Source organism: Mesorhizobium sp. WSM4844 (genome assembly GCF_055811775.1).
In genome coordinates this window covers 33,784-54,332 of record NZ_JBVVQB010000026.1, presented here as the reverse complement: position 1 = coordinate 54,332, position 20,549 = coordinate 33,784, and the positions used below count along the sequence as shown (strand labels likewise).

General features: G+C 64.2%; 20 protein-coding genes. 7 read left to right on the top strand and 13 right to left on the bottom strand.

Annotated elements, in window-relative coordinates:
* Positions 1–80 precede the first annotated feature (80 nt).
* The gene (locus tag AC0L2A_RS20475) at positions 81–977 is read right to left on the bottom strand and encodes an arginase family protein (RefSeq protein WP_473610350.1); all 897 of its coding nucleotides are present in this window, start codon (positions 975–977) and stop codon (positions 81–83) included.
* Between the two features lie 235 nt (positions 978–1,212).
* Between AC0L2A_RS20475 and AC0L2A_RS20470 the strand changes: the two genes are divergently transcribed.
* Positions 1,213–1,701: a cupin domain-containing protein gene (locus AC0L2A_RS20470; protein ID WP_473610349.1), complete on the top strand. Its 489-nt coding sequence runs from the start codon at positions 1,213–1,215 to the stop codon at positions 1,699–1,701.
* A 17-nt stretch (positions 1,702–1,718) separates the two neighbouring features.
* Here the strand turns inward: AC0L2A_RS20470 and AC0L2A_RS20465 are convergent, their stop codons facing one another.
* The 8 genes from AC0L2A_RS20465 to AC0L2A_RS20430 all read right to left on the bottom strand — a co-directional run bounded on the left by AC0L2A_RS20465 (position 1,719) and on the right by AC0L2A_RS20430 (position 10,496).
* Entirely contained in the window at positions 1,719–2,795 is a 1,077-nt protein-coding gene (locus tag AC0L2A_RS20465; RefSeq protein ID WP_473610348.1) for an ABC transporter ATP-binding protein, read from the bottom strand.
* Positions 2,792–3,592, bottom strand: a complete 801-nt coding sequence (locus AC0L2A_RS20460) for an ABC transporter permease (protein WP_023800442.1) — start codon at positions 3,590–3,592, stop codon at positions 2,792–2,794. The genes AC0L2A_RS20465 and AC0L2A_RS20460 overlap by 4 nt, the downstream gene beginning before the upstream one ends.
* 1 nt (position 3,593) lies before the next feature.
* The gene (locus AC0L2A_RS20455; protein WP_473610346.1) at positions 3,594–4,454 is read right to left on the bottom strand and encodes an ABC transporter permease; all 861 of its coding nucleotides are present in this window, start codon (positions 4,452–4,454) and stop codon (positions 3,594–3,596) included.
* 69 nt (positions 4,455–4,523) lie between these two features.
* Positions 4,524–5,528: an ABC transporter substrate-binding protein gene (locus AC0L2A_RS20450; RefSeq protein WP_473610345.1), complete on the bottom strand. Its 1,005-nt coding sequence runs from the start codon at positions 5,526–5,528 to the stop codon at positions 4,524–4,526.
* Between the two features lie 58 nt (positions 5,529–5,586).
* On the bottom strand, positions 5,587–7,062 hold the full coding sequence (locus AC0L2A_RS20445; RefSeq protein WP_473610344.1) for an aldehyde dehydrogenase: 1,476 nt from the start codon (positions 7,060–7,062) through the stop codon (positions 5,587–5,589).
* The gene (locus tag AC0L2A_RS20440; RefSeq protein ID WP_473610342.1) at positions 7,059–8,111 is read right to left on the bottom strand and encodes an LLM class flavin-dependent oxidoreductase; all 1,053 of its coding nucleotides are present in this window, start codon (positions 8,109–8,111) and stop codon (positions 7,059–7,061) included. The genes AC0L2A_RS20445 and AC0L2A_RS20440 overlap by 4 nt, the downstream gene beginning before the upstream one ends.
* A complete protein-coding gene (locus tag AC0L2A_RS20435; protein ID WP_473610341.1) occupies positions 8,108–9,916 on the bottom strand; it encodes an alpha/beta fold hydrolase in 1,809 nt (602 codons plus the stop codon). Before AC0L2A_RS20435 ends, AC0L2A_RS20440 begins: the two co-directional genes overlap by 4 nt.
* Entirely contained in the window at positions 9,909–10,496 is a 588-nt protein-coding gene (locus AC0L2A_RS20430; RefSeq protein WP_473610378.1) for an amino acid synthesis family protein, read from the bottom strand. Before AC0L2A_RS20430 ends, AC0L2A_RS20435 begins: the two co-directional genes overlap by 8 nt.
* A 145-nt stretch (positions 10,497–10,641) precedes the next feature.
* Between AC0L2A_RS20430 and AC0L2A_RS20425 the strand changes: the two genes are divergently transcribed.
* The 4 genes from AC0L2A_RS20425 (at position 10,642) to kce (ending at position 14,185) form a co-directional block, all read left to right on the top strand.
* Complete coding sequence (locus tag AC0L2A_RS20425) at positions 10,642–11,313, top strand: GntR family transcriptional regulator (RefSeq protein WP_473610339.1); 672 nt, start codon at positions 10,642–10,644, stop codon at positions 11,311–11,313.
* A 150-nt stretch (positions 11,314–11,463) separates the two neighbouring features.
* The gene (locus AC0L2A_RS20420) at positions 11,464–12,270 is read left to right on the top strand and encodes an SDR family oxidoreductase (RefSeq protein WP_473610338.1); all 807 of its coding nucleotides are present in this window, start codon (positions 11,464–11,466) and stop codon (positions 12,268–12,270) included.
* A gap of 11 nt (positions 12,271–12,281) precedes the next feature.
* Positions 12,282–13,229, top strand: coding sequence for a 3-hydroxyacyl-CoA dehydrogenase (locus AC0L2A_RS20415; RefSeq protein ID WP_473610337.1), 948 nt, complete (start codon positions 12,282–12,284; stop codon positions 13,227–13,229).
* Positions 13,226–14,185 carry a 3,5-dioxohexanoate:acetyl-CoA acetone transferase gene (kce, locus tag AC0L2A_RS20410; RefSeq protein WP_473610335.1) on the top strand — a complete coding sequence of 320 codons (960 nt, stop codon included), beginning with the start codon at positions 13,226–13,228 and terminating at the stop codon, positions 14,183–14,185. The genes AC0L2A_RS20415 and kce overlap by 4 nt, the downstream gene beginning before the upstream one ends.
* Before the next feature lie 69 nt (positions 14,186–14,254).
* On the opposite strand, the gene AC0L2A_RS20405 is transcribed toward kce, so the two are convergent.
* Complete coding sequence (locus AC0L2A_RS20405) at positions 14,255–14,500, bottom strand: hypothetical protein (RefSeq protein ID WP_198032841.1); 246 nt, start codon at positions 14,498–14,500, stop codon at positions 14,255–14,257.
* Between AC0L2A_RS20405 and AC0L2A_RS20400 the strand changes: the two genes are divergently transcribed.
* A complete protein-coding gene (locus tag AC0L2A_RS20400) occupies positions 14,487–15,698 on the top strand; it encodes an acyl-CoA dehydrogenase family protein (protein WP_473610334.1) in 1,212 nt (403 codons plus the stop codon). The genes AC0L2A_RS20405 and AC0L2A_RS20400 overlap by 14 nt on opposite strands.
* A 31-nt stretch (positions 15,699–15,729) precedes the next feature.
* The gene (locus tag AC0L2A_RS20395; protein WP_473610333.1) at positions 15,730–16,764 is read left to right on the top strand and encodes a phosphotransferase family protein; all 1,035 of its coding nucleotides are present in this window, start codon (positions 15,730–15,732) and stop codon (positions 16,762–16,764) included.
* A gap of 27 nt (positions 16,765–16,791) precedes the next feature.
* On the opposite strand, the gene AC0L2A_RS20390 is transcribed toward AC0L2A_RS20395, so the two are convergent.
* From AC0L2A_RS20390 to AC0L2A_RS20380, 3 genes are read right to left on the bottom strand one after another with little or no spacing between them, the layout of a single operon-like run.
* Positions 16,792–17,301 carry a sarcosine oxidase subunit gamma family protein gene (locus AC0L2A_RS20390; protein WP_473610331.1) on the bottom strand — a complete coding sequence of 170 codons (510 nt, stop codon included), beginning with the start codon at positions 17,299–17,301 and terminating at the stop codon, positions 16,792–16,794.
* Positions 17,294–20,248 (bottom strand): sarcosine oxidase subunit alpha family protein, encoded by a 2,955-nt coding sequence (locus AC0L2A_RS20385; protein WP_473610330.1) that lies wholly within the window; start codon positions 20,246–20,248, stop codon positions 17,294–17,296. Before AC0L2A_RS20385 ends, AC0L2A_RS20390 begins: the two co-directional genes overlap by 8 nt.
* A complete protein-coding gene (locus tag AC0L2A_RS20380; RefSeq protein ID WP_419696075.1) occupies positions 20,245–20,541 on the bottom strand; it encodes a sarcosine oxidase subunit delta in 297 nt (98 codons plus the stop codon). The genes AC0L2A_RS20385 and AC0L2A_RS20380 overlap by 4 nt, the downstream gene beginning before the upstream one ends.
* Positions 20,542–20,549 lie beyond the last annotated feature (8 nt).

Here is a 20,549-nt window from a genome sequence, read left to right as displayed (position 1 = left end):
GATTCTCGTTGGGGGAGGGGACAGGTCGTTGCGTGTGGCGGCGAAGTCGAAGCACAACGGTCAGGATTGCTCCCGTCCGCTCAAGCGGGCGCGGCTGTGCCGAGAGCTGCGGCCAGGACATCAGCGAGGCCACGGCCGGCGCTGCCGTCCTCGTCGAGGCGCGGATTGTAGATGGTGACCTCGATCCCGACCGCCTTGCCGCTCGCCAGGATGATGCGGAGTGCCGCCGACAGTTCGTCCCAAGACAGCCCGCCCGGTATGCGGAAATCGACCGCCGGCATGATCGCATCGTCGAGACAATCGGCGTCGAGATGGATGAAGAAGCCGTCGAGTTCCGCCCGCGTCAGGTGGCCAACGGCGGCCCGGGCGGCGGCTTCGACGCCCAGGCGGCGGATGGCGTGCAGATCGTAAGCCATGAGCTCTGCTGGCAAAGGCTGGCTGCCGTATTCGGCCTGGTCCTCGTGGTCGCGATACGCGAAGACGACAGTGTCCTCGGAACGAACCAACGGGCGGCGGCCCTCTAGGTCGGTCAGCAGCGTCGGCCCGTAGCCGGTGACGAAGGCCAGCTCCATCGACGCGCCTTCGCTGTTGGGCTCCGCTTCCGGCTGGAAGAAATCGGCGTGGCCGTCGATGAAGAACAGGCCATAGCGGCCGCGCCGGCGCAGCGCGAGCATCGGACCCAGCAGGATCGTACAGTCGCCGCCCAGCACCACCGGGAATTCGCGGGCGTGCAGCACCTCCTCCACGGCGTCGGCGAGCTTGGGCGACCACGCCGCGATCGCCTTGGCATTCAGCGTCAGGGTGGCAGGGTCGGGCTTCGGGTCTTTCGGCGGGACCGCCAGCCGCCCGGCGCGGCGCGCATCGATACGATCGGCGAGGCCCAGTTCCAGCAGCCGACCGGGCAAGGCTTCAACGCCGTCGGTCGCCAGACCCAGCGAGGACGGCGCTTCAAGGATGGCATAGCGGCGGGTCGGCATCGGGTGCTCCAGCTATCGCGAGTGAGAGCCAGCGTAACGCCAGCGTAGCTTCAGTACGTGGGCGAGACCGAGGAAATTTCAAGCCGCCGCCCAGCCGATGCCGTCGGGCGCGGCAACCGCAGCATCTCCGCATTGCTGCTGCGAAAATTGCTGCCCACGGCCACTCGTACCTCGCCGATTTTGCCGGCAAGGCCTATCTTCTGGTGAGCGACCCGAACCACGAAGGAGATCGACGATGAATGCAAAAGCTGCAGCGGCCGAAGCGTTCGTGCGCGAGCCGGCGGCCGGCTCGACGCTCAACGTTTTGGGTATCACCCATATCTACAAGGCCACCGGCGCCGAGACCGCCGGGTCCTTCTCGCTCTGGGAGTCCATGGTTCCGCCGGGCGCGGCAACGCCACCGCACATCCATGCCCGAGAGGATGAAGGCTTCTATGTGCTGAGCGGCGAACTCGTCATCGAATTCGAGGGCGAGTCCGCGCCCCGTCGCGTTGCGCCCGGCGGTTTCTTCTTCGGCGCACGCGGCCGGCGCCACGCCATCCGCAATGACGCCGACAAGCCAGCTCGCGTGCTCGTCTTCTGCGCGCCGAGTTGCGGCCTTGATCAGATGTTCGCGCAAATGGACGCCGCGACCGCCGCCGGCACGCCAGAGATGGCAAAGGTCGTGGCCATCGCCGCCAAATACGGCGTCACCATCGAGGCGCCGGCTGATCCGCCGCGCTGAGGTCAAACGGTCGACTGTCAGGCGGGAAACAGAAATGCGGCGGCGGGATCGAAAAAAATCTGTCTGCTCGAGGCGATGCCTTCCTTTGGTTGCGCCATGTCGGATGTCGGCCTGACGTCGATCTCCTGGCCGGCGGCCGTGCGCGCGATGACGCGCCGCCGCTCGCCGAAGAAGGCGGTGTCGATGAATTCGACCGCAAGCCCGGCCGTGGCCGCGCCGGGTCTCAGCCGAAACGCTTCCGGCCGCACCATCAGCCGGGTTTTCTGGCCTTGGCTGAACTCCTGATCGATCCTCACGCCGGAGACGACCGAGCCATCGGCGAGGCGGATCGTGGCGGCGCCGTCGACGGTTTCAAGATGCTCGGCCGGCAGGAAATTGGAATTTCCGATAAAACTGGCTACAAATTCGCTCGCAGGTCTCAGATAGAGGTCCTCACCGGTGCCGATCTGCTCGATGCGCCCGTCCCGAAACAGGGCGATGCGATCCGAAAGATGCAGGGCCTCGTCCTGATCGTGGGTGACGTAAAGGATCGTTACGCCGGTTTCGCGATGGATGCGTCGTATCTCGGCCTGGATCTCCTCGCGCAGCTTCTTGTCGAGCGCCGAAAGCGGCTCGTCCATCAGGAGGATCGGCGGATCGTAGGCCAGCGCCCTGGCAAGCGCCACGCGCTGCTGCTGTCCGCCGGAAAGCGCGCCAGGATATCGGCCGCCGAAACTCTCGAGCCGTACCAGCGACAGCATCTCGGCGACTTTTCGGTTCACCTCTGCGTCCGGACGGCGGCGCACGCGCAACGGAAAGGCAACGTTCTCGGCGACGGTGAGATGCTGGAACAGCGTGTAGCGCTGGAACACCATACCGATATTGCGCTTGTGCGACGGCACCGACAGCAGCGACCTGCCTTCGAGAAGAACGTCGCCGGATGTCGGGTGCTGAAAGCCGGCGATCGCATAAAGCGTCGTCGATTTGCCAGAACCGGAAGGGCCGAGAAAGGTCAGGAACTCGCCCTTGGGTATGTCGATGGTGACATCGTGTACGGCGACGAAGCTGCCGAACGCCTTGCGCAGGTCGCGAATGGAGAGGAACGGTTCGGTCATTTCGACAATTTCCGCCGAATGAGTGCGGTTACGATCATCAGGCTCAGCGTCAGAAGAACGAGAAGGCTGGAGGCCGCAGCGATGACCGGGCTGAGATCCTGGCGCAGGCTGCCCCAGATCTTGACCGGCAAGGTCTGCAAGGTGGGGCTTGCCATGAAGATTGCGACCACCACCTCGTCCCATGAGGCGAGGAAGGCAAAGATCGCCGCCGAAAAAATCCCGATCTTGATCGCCGGCAAGGTGACCCGGAGTTTTGCCTCGAAGGGGCTCGCGCCGCAGACGATCGCCGCATCCTCGATGGATTTGTCGAAACCTTCGAGTGCCGCAGTGATCGGAATGATGGCGAAGGGCAGTGCCAGGACCGTATGGGCGATGACGAAGCCTACCGTGGTGCCGCCGAGCCCGATCCGCAGGAAGAATGCATAGATGGCGATGGCGAAGACGACAACCGGCAGCACCATTGGCGTCAGCAGCAGGCCGCGAAGCGTATTGCGCCCGCGAAACTGTCCCCTGACCAGCGCGAAAGAAGCCAGCAGCCCGATGACGACGGCAAGAATCGCGGCCATGGTGGCAATGCGCGCGCTGGTCAGCGCCGCTTCGAGCCAGGCCGGATCGGCGAAGAGCTCCTCATACCATTTCAGCGTCCAGCTTGGTGGCGGAAAAGCCAGCCACCGCGACGACCCGAACGACAGAAGCACGATGAAAACCACCGGCAGCAGTAGAAACGCCGCGACCAGGCCGGTGAAACCCAGAAGTGCTGCACGCAGCCAGCCGAGCCGGTCGTAGTCGAGCAGCATCTCAGATGCCTCGTGTCATGCGCTTGGCGCCGACGAGACGCAGTTGCAGCGCGTAGAGCGCCATGGTGACCAAAAGCAGGATGAAAGCCGCCGCACTTCCGAGCCCCCAGTTGAGCAAGGACTGGATCATCTGGGCAATCATTGCGGCGAGCATCATGTTGGAGGTGCCGCCGAGCAGCGTCGGTGTCACGAAATAGCCGAGCGACATGACGAAAACCATCAGGCCGCCTGCAGCGATTCCGGGAAGCGACAAGGGCAGCAGAATGCGGCGGAAGGCGTCGAAGGGGCTCGCACCGCACAGAGCGGCGGCGCGCAGCGTCATCGGATCGATGGCGCGCAGCGTTCCGACCAGTGGCAGTATCATGAAGGGCAGCATGATGTAGACCATGCCGATGGTGACGCCGGTCAGGTTGTTGATCAGCGGCAGCGGCTCGCTGATCAGGCCGATATCCATCAGCGTCCGATTGATGACGCCGGTGCGTTGGAGCAGCACCATCCAGGCATAGGTGCGGGTGAGCAGATTGGTCCACATCGACAGGATGATGATGCCGAAGACGATCGAGCCGAGGGCAGGCGGCATGATCGCCAGCATCCAGGCGACCGGAAACGCCACGACCACGGTTACGGCGGTGACGACGGTGGCGACCAGAAAGGTGTTGAAGAAGACCCGCGCATAGGTGCCGTCGCCAAACAGGGTGGCGTAGTTCTGGAGGCCCGGCACCGGTTCGGTCACGCTGCGCAACAGCAGCGCAACCACCGGCACCACGAAGAACAGGGTGATGAGGGTCAGCGCCGGCAAGGCGCCGCCGATACCGTCGGGCCTTCGGAGGATTGGCTGTCGATGAAGCAAATTGCCCGACATGGCGATGATCCCGGCAGCTCAGGCGGGACGCCTAGCGACGCCCCGCCGGTTCATGGGTGAGGTCGGCTTCTATTTGGCCTGCCAGGCGTACCAGCGCTCGGCGATCTTGTCGCGGTTTTCAGCCCAGTAGTTCATGTCGAGGTTGATCTGCCCGTCGACATAGGCGTCCGGCAGCGACTTGACGACATCGGCCGGCATTTCGGCCTTGGCTGCCGTGTTGATGGGGGCGTAGCCGCTTGCTTCAGCAAACATCGCCTGGCTTTTCGCGCTTGTCGCAGCGGCCAGGAATTTCATGGCGCTCGCCTTGTTCTTCGACCCCTTGGGGATGACGAGCACGTCGGCGGCAGTCATGTTCTGTTTCCAGGATACGCCGACGTCGGCGCCGTCCTGCTCGAGGGCGAAGACACGCCCGTTCCAGAGCTGCCCGAACGCTGCTTCACCGGAAGCGATCAGCTGTTGCGACTGCGCGCCGCTGTCCCACCAGACGATTTCCGATTTGATCGTGTCGAGTTTCTTGAACGCCCGGTCGAGGTCGAGCGGATAGAGCTTGTCCGCCGGCACGCCGTCGGCCAGCAGCGCGATTTCGATGACGCCCGGCGCCGACCATTTGTAAAAAGTGCGCTTGCCGGGAAATTTCGTCAGGTCGAACATGTCGGCCCAGCCCGCCGGTTCGCCCGGCACCGCGCCTTTGTTCCAGGCTAGAACGAAGGAGTAGTAGAAGCTGCCGACCGCATGCTCGGTGGTGAAGCGAGGATCGAGATCGGCCTTCGCCACGACGTTGAAATCGATCGGCTCGAGCAGGCCGTCCTTGGCCGCTTTGATGGCGAAATCCATTTCGACATCGACGACGTCCCAGGCGACGCTGCCGCCTTCCACCATGGCCTTCAGCTTGCCGTAGTCGGTCGGGCCATCCTGCAGGACCTTGATGCCGGAACTGGCTTCGAACGGAGCAGCCCAGGATTTGGTCTGCGCCTCCTGGGTGGTTCCGCCCCAGCTGGTGAACACCATTTCATCGGCGTGTGCGGCAGTGGCTGCCAGGAGTGCGGCCAAAATGCCGGTCAAAATCAGTTTCATCTCATTCTCCTCTGTTGGTTGCTTTCTTGTTTTTGTGAAATTGCGCGTTGACGCTGCCTCATCGCATGACGAACGGATCCGGGATCGGCTCGTCGGATACGCGTATCCACACCGACTTCGAGCGCGTGTAGTCGCGGATGGCGTCGAGCCCGCCCTCGCGGCCGAACCCCGACTGACCATAGCCGCCGAACGGCACGAGCGGCGAAACGGCGCGGTATGTGTTGACCCAGACGATGCCGGCATGGATGTCGCGCGCCATGCGGTGCGCCTTGGCGAGATTGGTGGTGAACACGCCCGAAGCGAGGCCGAACGGCGTATCGTTGGCAAGCGCCAGGGCTTCGGCTTCCGTGTCGAAGGTGAGAACGCTGAGCACCGGACCGAACAATTCCTCGCGCACGCAGGGCAGCGCTGAATCCTCGGCATCGATGATGGTCGGTGCGTAGTAGAAGCCGTGCGGATGATTGTCGGGCCTTTTTCCGCCGGTGACCAACGTCCCGCCATTGGCAAGGCTTTCGGCAACGATCGTCTCGATCCATTCCCGTTGGCGTGGCGTTGCCAATGGCCCCATTTCGGTGGCTGGATCCTGCGGATCACCAATTTTGATGGCCTCGGCCTTGTGCTTCAGCCTGTCCAGGAACTCGGCCTTTATCGAACGCTCGACAAGCAGCCGGGAGCCGGCGACGCAGCTTTGTCCAGACGCTGCGAAAATCCCGGCCACCACCGCGTTGGCCGCGCTGTCCAAGTCGGCGTCGGCGAAAACGACAACCGGACTTTTCCCGCCCAGCTCCAGCGTCGTATAGGCGAGATTTTCCGCCGTGTTGCGGACGATAGCGCGAGCGGTCGAAGGTCCGCCGGTGAAGGCGACGCGTGAAACCAGCGGATGACTTGTCAGGCGCCGGCCGCAATCGTGTCCGAACCCGGTCAGTATGTTGACGCTTCCGGCGGGAAATCCGGCCTCATGAACGAGTTCGGCGAAGGCCAGCAGCGGCGCTGGACCGTCCTCCGAGGCTTTCAGGACGACCGTGCAGCCGGCGGCCAGCGCCGGGCCGAGCTTGACGGCCGAAAGGAAGAGCTGCGAATTCCACGGCACGACGGCAGCGACGACGCCGATCGGCTCGCGTCGGATGGTGACGTCCATATCGGCCTTGTCGATCGGCACATGCGAGCCTTCATGCTTGTCGGCAAGCCCGCCATAGTAGCGATAATAGTCGCCGACATAGGCGATCTGGGCGCGGGTCTCGCGGATGATCTTGCCGGTGTCGCGCGTTTCCAGTTCGGCCAGGCGGCCGGCATTGGCGACGACCAGGTCGCCGAGGCGCACCAGCAGCTTGCCGCGCGCCGTCGCCGTCAGCGAGGCCCACGCGGCCGAGTGCAGCGTCCGGTGCGCCGCCTCGACGGCGCGGTCGACATCGGCCTCGGTTGCGGCGGGCATCGTCGCCCAGGGCGCTCCGGTTGATGGCTCGATGCTTTCGAAGGTGGCTGTCGGCGTATCGAACGCCCCATCTATGAAGTTGCTGAAGGCCACAAGGGTCATTGCGGCCTCCCATGCCCGAAGGCCGGCATCACCTTGTCGACGAACAGCTGCAGCGACTTCTTCTTGCGCGCGTGCGGCAGACCGCTGTCGATCCAGATCGAGTACTGGTCATAGCCGAGCGCCTCATATGCCTTAAGCCGGTTGATCACCTCTTCGGCTTCGCCGATGACCAGGTTCTGTCGGATTTTGTCCGGCGCATATTGCGGCATGGCTGCGATCTCGTCGTCGGAGAGCGCTTCCAATATGCCTTGGCGAACCGGCTTCTTGTTCTGGAACCACGCGCCGAACTGGCAGTAGAACAGCGACAGGTCCCTCGTCAGTTGCTCCGCATCGGCGGCGTCTTCGGCAACGAATGTGTGCATCAGCAGCATGATCTCGGGGCGGGCCATGTCGGGATGCGCCGCGCACGCCGCGTTGAAGCGCTCCATCAGGCTGGTTACTTCGTCGTCGCCGGAGGCGAGCGGCGTCACCTGGACGTTGCAGCCGTTGGAGACGGCGAAGTCGTGCGAGTTCGGATCGCGCGCCGCCACCCAGATCGGCGGGTGCGGCTTTTGCACCGGCTTGGGCGACGAGGTGGTCGAGGGAAACGACCAGAATTCGCCGGACATCTCGAAATCGCCTTCCCAGAGGCCCTTGATGGCCGGGATGATCTCGCGCATGCGCTGGCCCGCGCCCCAGGCGTCGAGCCCAGGGAACAGGCGTTGGTACTCGTAACTGTAGGCGCCGCGGGCGATGCCGATGTCGAGCCGGCCGCCGGTGACGACATCGGTCATGGCTGCCTCGCCGGCGAGCTTGATCGGATGCCAGAACGGCGCGATGACGGTTCCTGTGCCGAGCCGGATGCGCTTCGTCCTGGCGCCGAGATAGGCGATGTTGATGAACGGGTTTGGCGAGATGGTGAACTCCATGCCGTGGTGTTCGCCGATCCAGGCCGTCTCGAAGCCTGCCGCCTCGGCCATCACGACCAGTTCCTCAAGCTCACCGATGAGGTCGGCATGCGGCTTTGCCGGGTCCGAGCGTTCCATATGGACGAAGAGCGAGAACTTCATATCTGTTGACCCGGACTGGAAGTGTTGATTGCTACCGGCTTGGCGAGCGGACGGACTTCACCTTCGACCTCGTTGCCGACATAGACTCCAAACGCATCCTCCCGACATTCGCGAACATAGCGGGCGAGCATCGAGCGCACGGCAGCGTCGGCGATGTTCAGTCCGGCAATCCTGTCGATGTCGACGAGCCGGACCTGGCGATCGCTGGAGTGGGGCGCGGCTACCGTGCCGCGGTAGTAGACATGCGTTCGCGATGGGCTTGCGGCGTCGTCCCAGACCGCAAACAGGAATCCGAGATGAGCCTCGATGGCTTTCGCAGCGAGGCGTCCCTTAAGGCTTCGCGTGTCGCCGGGTGCCCCGAGCCCTCGGCCCGCCGGCAGTTCGAAAAAGCCGTCGGCGGTTTCGAGGAACAGCACGCGGCCTTCATCTTCGAGGATGGCGCCGACCTGCATGTCGGGCGGCGCGGCCGCCAGTGCTTCCTGGCTGAGGCCGGGCGAGACGTAGGCGCCACGGCAATAGCCGAGGGGCTGCGATGAATTGTGGGAGAATTCGCGAACGCGGCCGATGAGGATCGAATGGTCGCCGGCATCGACCAATTGCTCCATGTCACAGTCGAACGTCGCCACCGATCCAGCGAGCAGCGGGCTGCCGGTCGGGCCGAAGCGCCACTCGACAGCCGAGAACTTGTCCTGCGATTTCGAAGCGAAGACGCCGGACGCGGCTCGCTGTTCCTCCGAGAGCACGTTGACGGCAAAGCATTTCGAGGTCGAAAACACCGGATGACCCAGCGCTTTCTTGGCGATGCAGACCAGCACAAGCGGCGGATCGAGCGAAACGGATGTAAACGAATTGGCGGTGAAGCCTCGAGGCTCTCCTTCCGGCCCGATCGCGGTGACGATTGTAACGCCGGTCAGGAAGGAACCGAGCGCCCGCCTGAATTCGCCCGCGTCGAAGGCTGTGTCCATTGCCGGTCGCGCCGATGTGCTTGCGCCGTCGTTGCTCTCGAGAAAATCGACAATGCGCCGTGTGACCACGTCAGGCGAGGCTACGGCCATCATATGTCGTTCGCCCTCCAGAACGACGCAGCGACCGCGCGGCGCGAGGCGTGCCATCGCCGCCGACATCGCAGGCGAGGAATTCCTGTCCTGCGAGCCGGTCATGAACAGGGCCGGCATTGCGAGACCGGAAAGACGATCGCCATGCGCCGCATCGGCATGGGCGAAAAGTCGATAGGTGCGCGCATAGCCCTCGGAGTTGACGCTTTGCAGTGCCACGCGCGTCATCCTTGCCGCCTCGGCCAGGCTGTCGGGGACCGGGTTGCCGAACCAGCGCGCGATCGTTGCGTCCGTCCCCGACGGGTTTTCCGCGCCATTCAGTTCGGCGGCGCGCTCGCGCACTGCCTGCGAAAGCTCCGCCGGGCGGCGAAAAACCGCATTGAGCGAGACGAGGCTACGAACCCGTTCGGGTGCATTGAGAGCGATTTCCTGCCCGACCAGCGCCCCCATTGAATGGCCAACGATCGAGACGGCATCCAGGCCAAGGTGATCGAGAAGCCGAATTGCCTGTCCGGCATAATCGGCAAGGCTGGCGTCCTCGGGCGGCAACGGCGACTGGCCGTGTCCCAGGATGTCGAACGCGATCACATCCCATCTGTTTTTCATCAGCCCGATCTGGGGTGCCCAGATCGCCGCGTTCATGCCGACACCGTGGATGAGAAGGACCGGCGCGCCGGATCCGGCACGGATGAAACCGGTGCCGTCAGGCGCCGTTCCGCGATGCCAGCCACGGTCCGTCAGCTCAGCCATGCAGGTCGCCGACCTCCTTGAGATCCTGGTAGCGGTCGCCGATGCGATGATGCGGTCGTCCGCCGATCGAGGCGCCAAGCGCCACCACCAACTCGTCCGGCGCCGGCGCGTCGCCGATCTGGAAGTGCACCGTCAGGTAGTGCGAACGTCGGCCTTCATCGTTCTTGTCCATGAGCGGGATCGTGATCGGCGTGTTCGGCCCGCCGCGCAGGTTGGTGAAGGCAAGATAGGTCTTGGCGCCGACGGCACGCCGATAGTGGTTGCCGAAATGCAGCGTGTGGATGAGCGCCGAGGCATGCTCGATCTCGCCTGATGTGCCGCAGATTGCGGCCTTGCCGTAGCCTTCGATCGCTTCGCCGGATCCGGCAACTGCGAGGATTTCATGGGTCAGCATCTCCCCCAGAACCGGCGCATAGGCGCGGATCTCGGGCGAAAGGTCCTCGGTGAAACCGCGCCCGGCCCAGGGGTTGTCGAGCACCGCCGCCACGCCGATCAGGCGCAGCGGCCGGGGGGCCGCCTTGCCGCCTTCGATTAGCGTGTTCTCGACATGGGTGACGATCTTTCGAATGGCCGGCTTCATCGAGTCCTCGGTGTCGGTCGGCTGAGGCATCCGGAAAAGTTCCGCTTTTGCCTAGCTGTCTTATGGTATACCATACTATTGAAGACCAAATCCCTTGTCAACGGATCGTCGAATCTGTTTCTTGCGGATGCTGGGAGTATATGAATTGGCCGACGACACACTGAGGATCGAACGATCCGCCAAGACGCTGAGAACGCTGGCGCTGGAGCGCATGCGCGACGCGATCATGGGGTTTCACTTCCAGCCTGGCGAACGGTTGGTCGAGCGGCCGCTTTGCGACCAACTCGGCGTCAGCCGCTCGGTAGTGCGCGAAGTTCTGCGGCAGTTGGAGACTGAGGGCCTGGTCCAAATGATTCCAGGTCACGGACCCGCGGTGGCCAGGCCTGATCTCAGCCGCACCGACGAGATTTATGAATTGCGCGCTCTGATGGAGGGCATCGCGGCGCGCGCCTGCGCGCTGACGGCGACTGAGGGCCAGATCGCCGCGCTTGAGCGCGCGTTCGATGTGCTGCTCAAGGCGTGGGCATCAGCCAATCCGATCGAGGTGATGCGGGCGACCACAAAATTCTACGAGGTGCTTTTCGATGCCGCCGACAAGCGCATCGCCTGGGAGATCGTCCAGGGTCTGAACGTCCGCATCAACCAGCTGCGTTCCATGACCATCGCTTCGGAGAATCGCCGCGATGCCGCAATTGCCGAAATGACCGACATTATGAACGCGATCAAGTCGCGCAACGGCGATGCCGCCGAAGCCGCGGCCCGGCGGCATGTGGAGCAGGCCTGGCGAATTGCGCAACAGAGTCTTCGCGATAGCTGAAGCAGAAATTTCGCATTACGGAATCGTCCGTCGCCCTCGCAGAGGGCAGTGCTTTCGTCACAATTTCAGGGGCAATATTGTACGGCTTGGTCGTTCTGGGCGCTGTCATGGCGCTGCGCGAACGGCGGCTGCAATGAGAAGGGATACACGATGAGCAAAGGGGCGCCGACATCGGCGGATGATTTTCTGACCGGGCTGAACGGGCAGCGCGTGCTGGTGACGGCAGGCGCCGGCGGCATCGGCCTGGCCATTGCAGAAACGCTGTCGCGGCTCGGCGCGCGCATCGTCGTTTGCGACGTCTCCGACGAGGCGCTGTCTGCTGCTCCGGACAGGATCGCCCTGGTCGCCGCGGTCAAGGCCGATGTCTCGCGCGACGACGACGTCGACCGGCTGTTCGAGACGGTGAAGGAAAAGCTCGGCGGCCTCGACGCGCTGATCAACAATGCCGGCATCGCCGGGCCGACCGGCGGCGTCGACGAAATCGATCCGGCGGAGTGGCGGCGCTGCATCGACATCTGCCTGACCGGCCAGTTCCTCTGCGCCAGGCGTGCCGTGCCGCTGATCAAGGCGGCGGGCGGCGGCTCGATCGTCTCGATGTCGTCCGCCGCCGGCCGCCATGGCTACGCTTTCCGCACCCCCTATTCGGCGGCCAAGTTCGGCGTCATCGGTTTCACGCAAAGCCTTGCCAAGGAACTCGGACCGCACGGCATCAGGGTCAACGCCATCCTGCCCGGCATCATCGAGGGACCACGCATCGACAAGGTTATCGCCGACCGGGCCAGACAGCTCGGTGTGTCGAACGAGGAGATGACGGAGCGCTATCTCCACAACATCTCGCTGCGCCGCATGACCAGCCCCTATGACGTCGCCGCGATGGTCGCTTTCTTGTTGTCCGATGCGGCGATCAACATCTCCGGCCAGTCGCTCGGCGTCGACGGTAATGTCGAAACCCTTTGAGGAGCCCGACCATGGTGAAAGTAGCGATTGTAGGCAGCGGGTTCATCGGGCGGGCCTGGGCGATCAGTTTTGCCCGCGCCGGCCACGATGTGCGGATGTGGGACCAGTCGCCGGCCGCGACCGAAGGTGCGCACGATTACATCGCCGGCGTGCTCGGCGACCTCGCCGCGAATGATCTGCTGCGGGGGCAGGCAATCGACGTCGTGCTTGGTCGCATTGCCGTCGTTGCGGAGCTCGAAGAAGCGCTGGCCGATGCGGTCCATATCCAGGAGAACACGCCCGAAAACCTCGAGGTGAAGCGCGAGGTTTTCTCGCAGATCGATGCAATGGCCGCTCCGCAAGCGGTGATCGCCAGTTCCACCTCAGCGTTGCTGCCGTCGAAATTCACCGACCATCTGCAAGGGCGGCACCGCTGCCTGGTCGTGCATCCGATCAATCCGCCCTACCTCATCCCGGCCGCGGAAGTCGTGCCGGCGCCATGGACGTCTTCCGAAACGGTCGAAAGGACCCGCGCCTTCCTCGTCGATGCGGGCCACGCGCCGCTGGTGATGAAGCACGAGCTCGACGGCTTCATCATGAACCGCCTGCAGGGCGCGCTGCTGGAGGAGGCTTTTCGACTTGTCGCCGACGGCTATGCCAGCGTCGAGGATGTCGATATCGGCATTCGCGACGGGCTGGCGCTGCGCTGGTCGTTCATGGGTCCGTTCGAAACGATCGACCTTAATGCGCCGGGCGGTGTACGCGACTATGTCGAGCGCTATCAATCGATCTATGCCAACATTTTTCCGCAGATGCTGCGCCGCGTCGACTGGGCCGGCGAAGTCATCGAGACGGTGGAGGCCGACCGCCGCAAGCGGCTGCCGCGGGAAGAACTCGGCGAACGGCAGGTTTGGCGCGACCGCCGGCTGATGGCGCTGGCCACGCACAAGAAAAAATCGGATCAGGAGTTTGGAAGATGACGGAAACAAGCCGCAAGCCCGCCCAGCAGACCAAAGGCAAGGTGATCATCACCTGTGCGGTGACCGGGGCGATCCACACACCGACCATGTCGCCCTATCTGCCGATCACGCCGGACCAGATCGCGTCCGAGGCGATCGCGGCGGCTGAGGCAGGCGCGGCGATCCTGCACCTGCATGCCCGCGACCCCGAGACCGGCAAGCCCGACCAGACGCCGGCGGCCTTCGCCCGCTTCCTGCCGCGCATCAAGCAGGCCACCAATGCCGCCATCAATATCACCACTGGCGGCAGTCCCTACATGAAGGTCGAGGAACGCGTGCGCCCGGCCGCCGAGTTCAAGCCTGAGGTCGCCTCGCTCAACATGGGCTCGATCAATTTCGGGCTCTATCACCTCGTCGACAAATACGAGACTTTCAAGTTTGACTGGGAAAGGCCGCATCTGGAAGCGACGCGTGACCTGGTCTTCCGCAACTCGTTCAAGGACATCGAATACATCCTTGCGACCTGCTACGACAACGGCACGCGCTTCGAGTTCGAGTGCTACGACATCGCCCATCTCTACAATCTCTCGCACTTCGCCGATCGCGGGCTGGTCAAGCCGCCGTTCTTCGTGCAGTCGGTGTTCGGTCTGCTTGGCGGCATCGGCACCCATCCCGAAGATGTCGCCCATATGAAGCGTACGGCCGACCGGCTGTTCGGCGACCAGTTCCGCTGGTCGGTGCTCGGTGCCGGCGCCAGCCAGTTGCGCATCGCCGCGCAATCGGCAGCGCTTGGCGGCAACATCCGCGTCGGGCTCGAAGACAGTCTTTGGGCCGGCAAGGGCAAGCTAGCCAAATCGAACGCGGAGCAGGTGGTGCTTGCCCGCAAGATCATCGAGGGGCTTGGCATGGAAGTGGCGACGCCCGACGAGGCGCGCGAGATCCTGTCACTGAAGGGCGGCGACAAGGTCGCGTTCTGAGGCGGCTCGCCTGTCGCCGCACGGTGCCAACAGAGGAGGACGGCATGAAGATCGAAGTCGTGGTGGTCGTTACCGGGCCTCCCCGGCGATGGCGTCCTGCGCGGCAGCCTGTTCGCGATAACCGGCCTTGGCATCAAGGGCGTGGCGGAACCACGCTTCGCCAGATGACGGCAGCTGCAAAAGAGGATAGAGGCGAATAAGGAAAACGAGCGCGCGCTCGATTTCAGATATGGACCCGATGCTTTTCGGCGATCTCGTCCATCGATGGTGGCCACCTCGTTTCATCGCTGGGAGTTTGTCCATGAATTTCGACATTCCCGCCCGCACCGAAGATTACCGCGTCCGCATTGCCGATTTCGTCGAGCGTGAGATCCTGCCGCTCGAGGCCGACAAGACGTCCTATGACGCACATGGAAATATCGCCTTGCCGCTGCTGGAGACGCTTCGCGCCAAGGCGCGTATGGCGGGCCTGTGGTGCCTGCAGCTCAAGCTGGAAACCGGCGGCGCCGGTCTCGGCAAGATGGATATTGCGGTTTGCTATGAGGAGATGAACCGGTCGATCTTCGGACCCGTGGTGTTCAATTCGGCAGCGCCCGATGATGGCAACATGATGGTGCTCGAGGCGCTCGGCACGCCGGCGCAGAAGGAAAAATGGCTGCAGCCGATCATCGAGGGCAAGGTGCGCTCGGCCTTTGCCATGACCGAACCGCATCCCGGCGGCGGCTCGGACCCTGCGATGATCATGACGCGTGCTGAACGGCGCGGCGACAAATATGTGGTGACCGGCCGCAAATGGTTCATCACCGGCGCCGAGGAGGCCAGCCATTTCATTCTGATCGCGCGAACCTCGGACGATCCGCGCCATGGTCTGTCGGCTCTGATGTTCCACAAGGACCAGCCGGGCTGGCGCATCATGCGCCGAATCGAGATCATGGGCCCGGAGGAGCATGGCGGGCATTGCGAGCTGGAATTCGAGGGGCTCGAAATCCCTGTCGAAGACATGCTGGTTGGCGAGGGCAGGGGCATGAAGGTGACGCAGGTGCGGCTCGGCCCGGCGCGGCTTACCCACTGCATGCGCTGGCTTGGATTGTCCAAGCGCTGCGTTGAGATCGCGCGCGCCTATGCTGCCGAGCGCCATGGTTTCGGCCAGCGCCTCGCCGACCGCGAAAGCGTCCAGCTGAAGCTCGGCGACCTCGCCATGCGCATCGAGATCGGCCGCATCCTGGTGATGAAGGCTGCGTGGGAGCTGGACCGCGGCGGCTTTGCCCGCAAAGAAGTATCGATGGCCAAGGTCCAGGTCGCCAATGTGCTGCATGACGCGGCCGATGTGGCGATCCAGATCAATGGCGCGCGAGGCTATTCGAAGGACACGGTGCTCGAATGGATCTACCGCTATGCGCGCCAGGCGCGGTTGGTCGACGGCGCCGATGAGGTCCACAAGATGGTGCTGAACCGTTTCCTCAACGACGAGGAGAGGGGCTTCTGGCGCTGGACCGTCGAAGGCGAGGCATAGCGGACGCGGGGTGGCATCTCAGGAGGAAAAGATGCCGTTGAATGCGGATTTCGATCCTGCTGCATTGAAGGGCTTTCTCGCGAACCGCTTCGGCGATGCCGCAATGACGCTCGAGCGGATCGGCGGCGGGCAGTCCAACCCCACCTACTTCGTCGACTATGGTGCGCATCGCATGGTGCTGCGCAAGAAACCGGCCGGGCCGATCCTGCGCGGGGCGCATGCCGTCGACCGCGAGTTCCGCGTGCTTGAAGCGCTCGCAGCGACCAACGTGCCGGTGCCGCGGCCGGTGCTCTTTCACGCCGGCGCCGAGCCGCTCGGCACGTCGTTCTACCTGATGGAGCGGCTGGATGGTCGCGTCTTCCACGACTGTTCGCTGCCGGGCCTTTCACCCGCGGAGCGACGCGCCATCTATTACGGCATGGCCGAAGCGATGGCCAAACTGCATGCTGTCCGTCCCGACGAGGTCGGTCTCGGCGACTACGGCCGGCCCGGCGACTATTTCGAGCGCCAGATCGGCCGCTGGACCCGGCAGCTCAGGGAATCGCCGAGTGACAGAATTCCGGCACTCGAAGCGGTCGCCGACTGGTTGCCGCAGCATCTGCCCACGGATGATGGACGCGTGTCGATCGCCCATGGCGACTTCCGCCTCGGAAATCTGCTGTTCCATCCCGGCAAGCCGGAGGTGATGGGCATTCTCGATTGGGAGCTGTCGACGATCGGCCATCCGCTCGCCGATCTCGGCTTTTGCTCGATGACCTGGCATTCGAACCCGGACGAATATGGCGGCATCCTCGGTCTTGATCATGCTGCACTCGGCATTCCGAGCCAGCGCGAATTCCTCGACCATTATTTCGCGCATGCCGTACCCACTGCGCCCCTGGAACGCTTCCACCTGGTTTTTTCGCTGTTCCGTTTCGCGGTAATCTTCGTTGGCATCGCCGACCGGGCGCGGGCAGGCAGCGCGGCGTCGGCCGATGCGGCCGGCAAGTGGCCGCTCGCCGGTCGCTTTGCCGCGCGTGCTCAAGAGATCATCCAAGGAGCGAGACCGTGGAGTGGCTCCTCCTGAGGGGAGCGTTCGCGCCTGGTCCTTTCCCTACCCCGCAGCGTCAGCAATCCAGTCCGAGAGGCTTTGCGAAAAACTTCGCGGCACGATGAGTTCGCACGCGGTCTCGCCGGTGCGCAGGAACAGCACGGGCACATGGTGCAAGGATGTCAGCACGGCGCGGCCCGGGGCGGCCGCCGGCGCGCGCCAGTCGACAGTGATGCATCTGGAGAGGACCGGCGCAACGTCGGCCCCAGCCATTCTGAAACGCACGCGACCCTCGTCGAGAGAAACCGAACAGCCGAGATCCGGATCGACGGCAAGCGAAGGTGCTTGCGCGCCGTTGTCGAGAGCCAGCCAGAGACGGCGAGGTGCGACGCGGATGACGAGGAGACCCTTGTGGCGAACCGTCTCTCCGACCGAGGCGGGAAGTTTCGTGCCGAGCGACGCCGAGAGGCTCTTTTCGAATTGCCTCAGCGTCCCGTCCCAGCCCTCAACCTGGATGAGCGGACAATCGGCCACAGACAGGCTGAACTCCTGCGAAGACATAGTGCTAGCCATGCAGTCGTTCCCCCTGCGGATCGAGGAATACCGGCGAAACGATTCGGGCACGGACCGTTTCGGCTTTCATCGGATAGACGGCCACGACCTCGCTTCCTTCGCTGGCGACATCGCCGGCAAGCAAGGCCAGCCCGACATAGTGGCCGCGTTCGGGGCTGAAGGTGACGGAGGTGACGCGCCCGCGCCCGTGGCCGTAAGGCTTCTCGCCCGGCAGGAACAGGATGGCGCCGCCGCGCAGGCGTTTTCCGGCCTCGATGCATTCCAGCCCGACCAGGCGCTGGCGGTCGGGCGCCTGGAAGGCGGGGCGCCGTCTTAGCACGTCGCCGACGAAGCCGGTACGCTTGCCCGCCATGCGGCCGAGGCCAAGGTCGTCGAGCGTCGTGCGCCCATCGATTTCAGGTCCGGCGACATGGCCCTTTTCGACGCGCAGCGCGCCGAGCGCCTCGACGCCGTAAGGTTTCAGGTCGAGCGTCCTGCCTGCTTTGAGCAGGCGGCTCCAAAGCTGTTCACCGGCAGTTGCGCCGACATAGATTTCGTAGGCGCGCTCGCCGGAATAACTGAGGCGCAGGATGCGGAGCGCACGGCCCCGCCATTCGCTTTCGAGCAATCCCATATGCGCAAGTGCCGCGTCGGAAACATCGAGAGCGGGAAACGCGGCACTCAGAATTGCGCGGCTTTTCGGTCCGGCAACCGACATCGCCGCCCATTCATCACTCACCGAGGTCACGGCTACGCGCAAACCCGGCCAGGCCGTATCGAGCAGGAATTCAAGACGCGACAGCACGTCGGCGGCCTTGGCGGTCGAGGTGGTCATGAAGAACCGGTTCTCGGCCAGCCGCGTCGTGGTGCCGTCGTCGAAGACGATGCCGTCGTCGCGCAGCATGACGCCGTAGCGCGCACGGCCAACCGGCAGTTTGGCAAAGCCGTTGGCGTAGATGCGATCGAGGAAAATCGCGGCATCCGGGCCCTGGACGTCGATCTTGCCGAGGGTGGAAATGTCCATGAGGCCTGCGGCCTGGCGCACACTCCGCATTTCGGCGACATAGGCTTCGTTCACGTCGAGCCCGGATTGCCTGTAGAAATAGGGCCGCATCCAGAGCCCGACCTCCAGCATCTCGGCGCCGTTCGCCATATGCCAGTCGTGCATCGGCGTGCGGCGGATCGGCTTGAAATGATGGCCGATGGCGCGTCCGGCAAGCGCACCGATGGCGACCGGCGTATAGGGCGGTCGAAAGGTCGTGGCGCCGGTCTCGGGGATGGTTGTGTTGCGCAGGGCCGCCATCGCGGCAAGCGCCGAAAAATTGCTGGTCTTGCCCTGGTCGGTGCCCATGCCAAGCGTGGTGTAGCGCTTCAGGTGCTCGACCGATTGATAGCCCTCGCGATGGGCGAGCTCGATATCCCCGGTCGTCACGTCCATCTGGAAATCGACGAAGGCCTTTCCACGTCCAGCGGCCAGGGCCTCGCGAAGCGGGGCCGCGGCGGTCTCGCCGAGATCGAGTTTCGACGGAGCAGGCACCGGCGCCGACTTGCTGCAGAATGATGCTGCCGCGGTGCCGGCGCGATGACCGTCCTCGATGGCACCGGCGGTCGAATAAGTTCCCATCATCGAGCCGGCGCCGAACCGGTCCGCCGGAAACGCGCCCGGCACGAAACCGCCAATGTCGTCGCGATATTGAGGTTTGACGCCAAGGTGCGAGGTGAGATGCACGGTCGGCGACCAGCTGCCGGACACGCAGACCAGGTCGCAGGCGGCCTCGGACTGGCCGTCCGCTCCGCTCAGCGTTGCACGCCTGACGGCATGGCCGCCGTTAAGGTCGACGATGCGCGTTGCGGCCCGCACCACCACGCCGAGCCGTGCGGCTTCTGCGGCAAGTGCGGCGGGCGGAGTTGCACGCAGATCGGCAACCGTCACCTCTGCGCCGCCTGCGGCATAGTCGAAGGCGGCGCGCCAGGCGCTGTCATTGCTGGTGGCGACGACTATTTTCTTGCCGGGCAGGACGGCGAAACGGTTGAGGTAGGTCCGGGCGGCCGAGGCAAGCATGACGCCGGGCCGGTCGTTGTTGGAGAATATCATTGGCCGCTCGATGGCGCCGGTGGCGAAAACGATCGAGCGGGCGCGAAGCATGGTCAATGTCTGCAGCACTTCGCCGGCCAGCTGCGGATTGCTTGGGTCACGTTGCCCGATCAGTCCGATGACATTGCCGTCATAGATGCCGAAAGCGGTTGTCCGCTTCATCAGGGCGACGGTTTCGGAGCTCTCCAGCTCGGCCTCGGCCTGTCTCAGCCATGCGGCCGCAGCGCTGTCGGAAGCTTCCGCCAGAAGCTGGCCGCCGAGCAGGAAATCCTGTTCGATCAGCGCCACCTGCGCGCCGGCCGCTGCGGCAGCACGCGCCGCCGACAATCCTGCTGGGCCGCCGCCGATGATTGCGACATCGGCAAAGGCATGACTGATGTCGTAGCGATCGGGATCAGGGTCGGTGCCGGCTCTGCCAAGCCCGGCCGCCTTGCGGATGAAGTGCTCGTAGAACATCCAGGCGCGGCGCGTCGGGCCCATGAAGGTCTTGTAGTAGAAGCCGGCCGACAGGAACGGCGCCAACAGGCCGTTGACGCTTTGCACGTCAAAGGCAAGCGAAGGCCAGCGGTTCTGGCTCTCCGCGACTAGGCCGTCTTGGAGTTCCAGCGTCGTCGCCGGCAGGTTCGGCTGGCGCCTGCCTGCGGTTGCAAGCGTGACCAGTGCATTCGGCTCCTCGGCCCCGGCGGAAAAAATGCCGCGTGGACGATGATACTTGAAGCTGCGCCCGACCAGCGTGACGCCGTTGGCGAGCAGCGCGGAGGCAAGCGTGTCGCCGCGATATCCGATCAGGCTCCGGCCGTCGAAGGTAAACTCGACCGGCTGCTCGCGATCGATACGGCCGCCCATCGACAACCGCTTGTGGTTCGAACTCATGCCGGTGGTTTCCTGGCGGGTGATTTCCTGGCCGACAATTGCCTGGCGAGATCGACGGATGCGATGGCGTGGTTGCGCGTGTCGCGTTCGACCACCAGCCATTGGCGGCAGCCGGTCACGTGCTGCCAGAACTCGCGGTGCAGGCCAGCCGGATTTGTCCTGACATAGACGTAACGGTACCAGGCCTCGGGATCGGGATCGTCGTGCGCCGGACGCGTGACGGAAGCGTCGCCGCCGTAGCGGAACTCGTCATGGTCGCGCAGACCGCAGCAGGGGCATTCGATGCGCAGCATTGTCTTGC

What these genes read in the sequence shown, in the direction of transcription:
- AC0L2A_RS20435 (WP_473610341.1), bottom strand. Translation starts at nt 9,916, where the DNA reads ATGGCTGAGCTGACGGACCGTGGCTGGCATCGCGGAACGGCGCCTGAC.
- AC0L2A_RS20440 (WP_473610342.1), bottom strand. Translation starts at nt 8,111, where the DNA reads ATGAAGTTCTCGCTCTTCGTCCATATGGAACGCTCGGACCCGGCAAAG.
- AC0L2A_RS20420 (WP_473610338.1), top strand. Translation starts at nt 11,464, where the DNA reads ATGAGCAAAGGGGCGCCGACATCGGCGGATGATTTTCTGACCGGGCTG.
- AC0L2A_RS20450 (WP_473610345.1), bottom strand. Translation starts at nt 5,528, where the DNA reads ATGAAACTGATTTTGACCGGCATTTTGGCCGCACTCCTGGCAGCCACT.
- AC0L2A_RS20465 (WP_473610348.1), bottom strand. Translation starts at nt 2,795, where the DNA reads ATGACCGAACCGTTCCTCTCCATTCGCGACCTGCGCAAGGCGTTCGGC.
- AC0L2A_RS20445 (WP_473610344.1), bottom strand. Translation starts at nt 7,062, where the DNA reads ATGACCCTTGTGGCCTTCAGCAACTTCATAGATGGGGCGTTCGATACG.
- AC0L2A_RS20475 (WP_473610350.1), bottom strand. Translation starts at nt 977, where the DNA reads ATGCCGACCCGCCGCTATGCCATCCTTGAAGCGCCGTCCTCGCTGGGT.
- AC0L2A_RS20400 (WP_473610334.1), top strand. Translation starts at nt 14,487, where the DNA reads ATGAATTTCGACATTCCCGCCCGCACCGAAGATTACCGCGTCCGCATT.
- AC0L2A_RS20460 (WP_023800442.1), bottom strand. Translation starts at nt 3,592, where the DNA reads ATGCTGCTCGACTACGACCGGCTCGGCTGGCTGCGTGCAGCACTTCTG.
- AC0L2A_RS20385 (WP_473610330.1), bottom strand. Translation starts at nt 20,248, where the DNA reads ATGAGTTCGAACCACAAGCGGTTGTCGATGGGCGGCCGTATCGATCGC.
- AC0L2A_RS20395 (WP_473610333.1), top strand. Translation starts at nt 15,730, where the DNA reads ATGCCGTTGAATGCGGATTTCGATCCTGCTGCATTGAAGGGCTTTCTC.
- AC0L2A_RS20380 (WP_419696075.1), bottom strand. Translation starts at nt 20,541, where the DNA reads ATGCTGCGCATCGAATGCCCCTGCTGCGGTCTGCGCGACCATGACGAG.
- AC0L2A_RS20405 (WP_198032841.1), bottom strand. Translation starts at nt 14,500, where the DNA reads ATGTCGAAATTCATGGACAAACTCCCAGCGATGAAACGAGGTGGCCAC.
- AC0L2A_RS20390 (WP_473610331.1), bottom strand. Translation starts at nt 17,301, where the DNA reads ATGGCTAGCACTATGTCTTCGCAGGAGTTCAGCCTGTCTGTGGCCGAT.
- AC0L2A_RS20470 (WP_473610349.1), top strand. Translation starts at nt 1,213, where the DNA reads ATGAATGCAAAAGCTGCAGCGGCCGAAGCGTTCGTGCGCGAGCCGGCG.
- AC0L2A_RS20415 (WP_473610337.1), top strand. Translation starts at nt 12,282, where the DNA reads ATGGTGAAAGTAGCGATTGTAGGCAGCGGGTTCATCGGGCGGGCCTGG.
- AC0L2A_RS20430 (WP_473610378.1), bottom strand. Translation starts at nt 10,496, where the DNA reads ATGAAGCCGGCCATTCGAAAGATCGTCACCCATGTCGAGAACACGCTA.
- kce (WP_473610335.1), top strand. Translation starts at nt 13,226, where the DNA reads ATGACGGAAACAAGCCGCAAGCCCGCCCAGCAGACCAAAGGCAAGGTG.
- AC0L2A_RS20455 (WP_473610346.1), bottom strand. Translation starts at nt 4,454, where the DNA reads ATGTCGGGCAATTTGCTTCATCGACAGCCAATCCTCCGAAGGCCCGAC.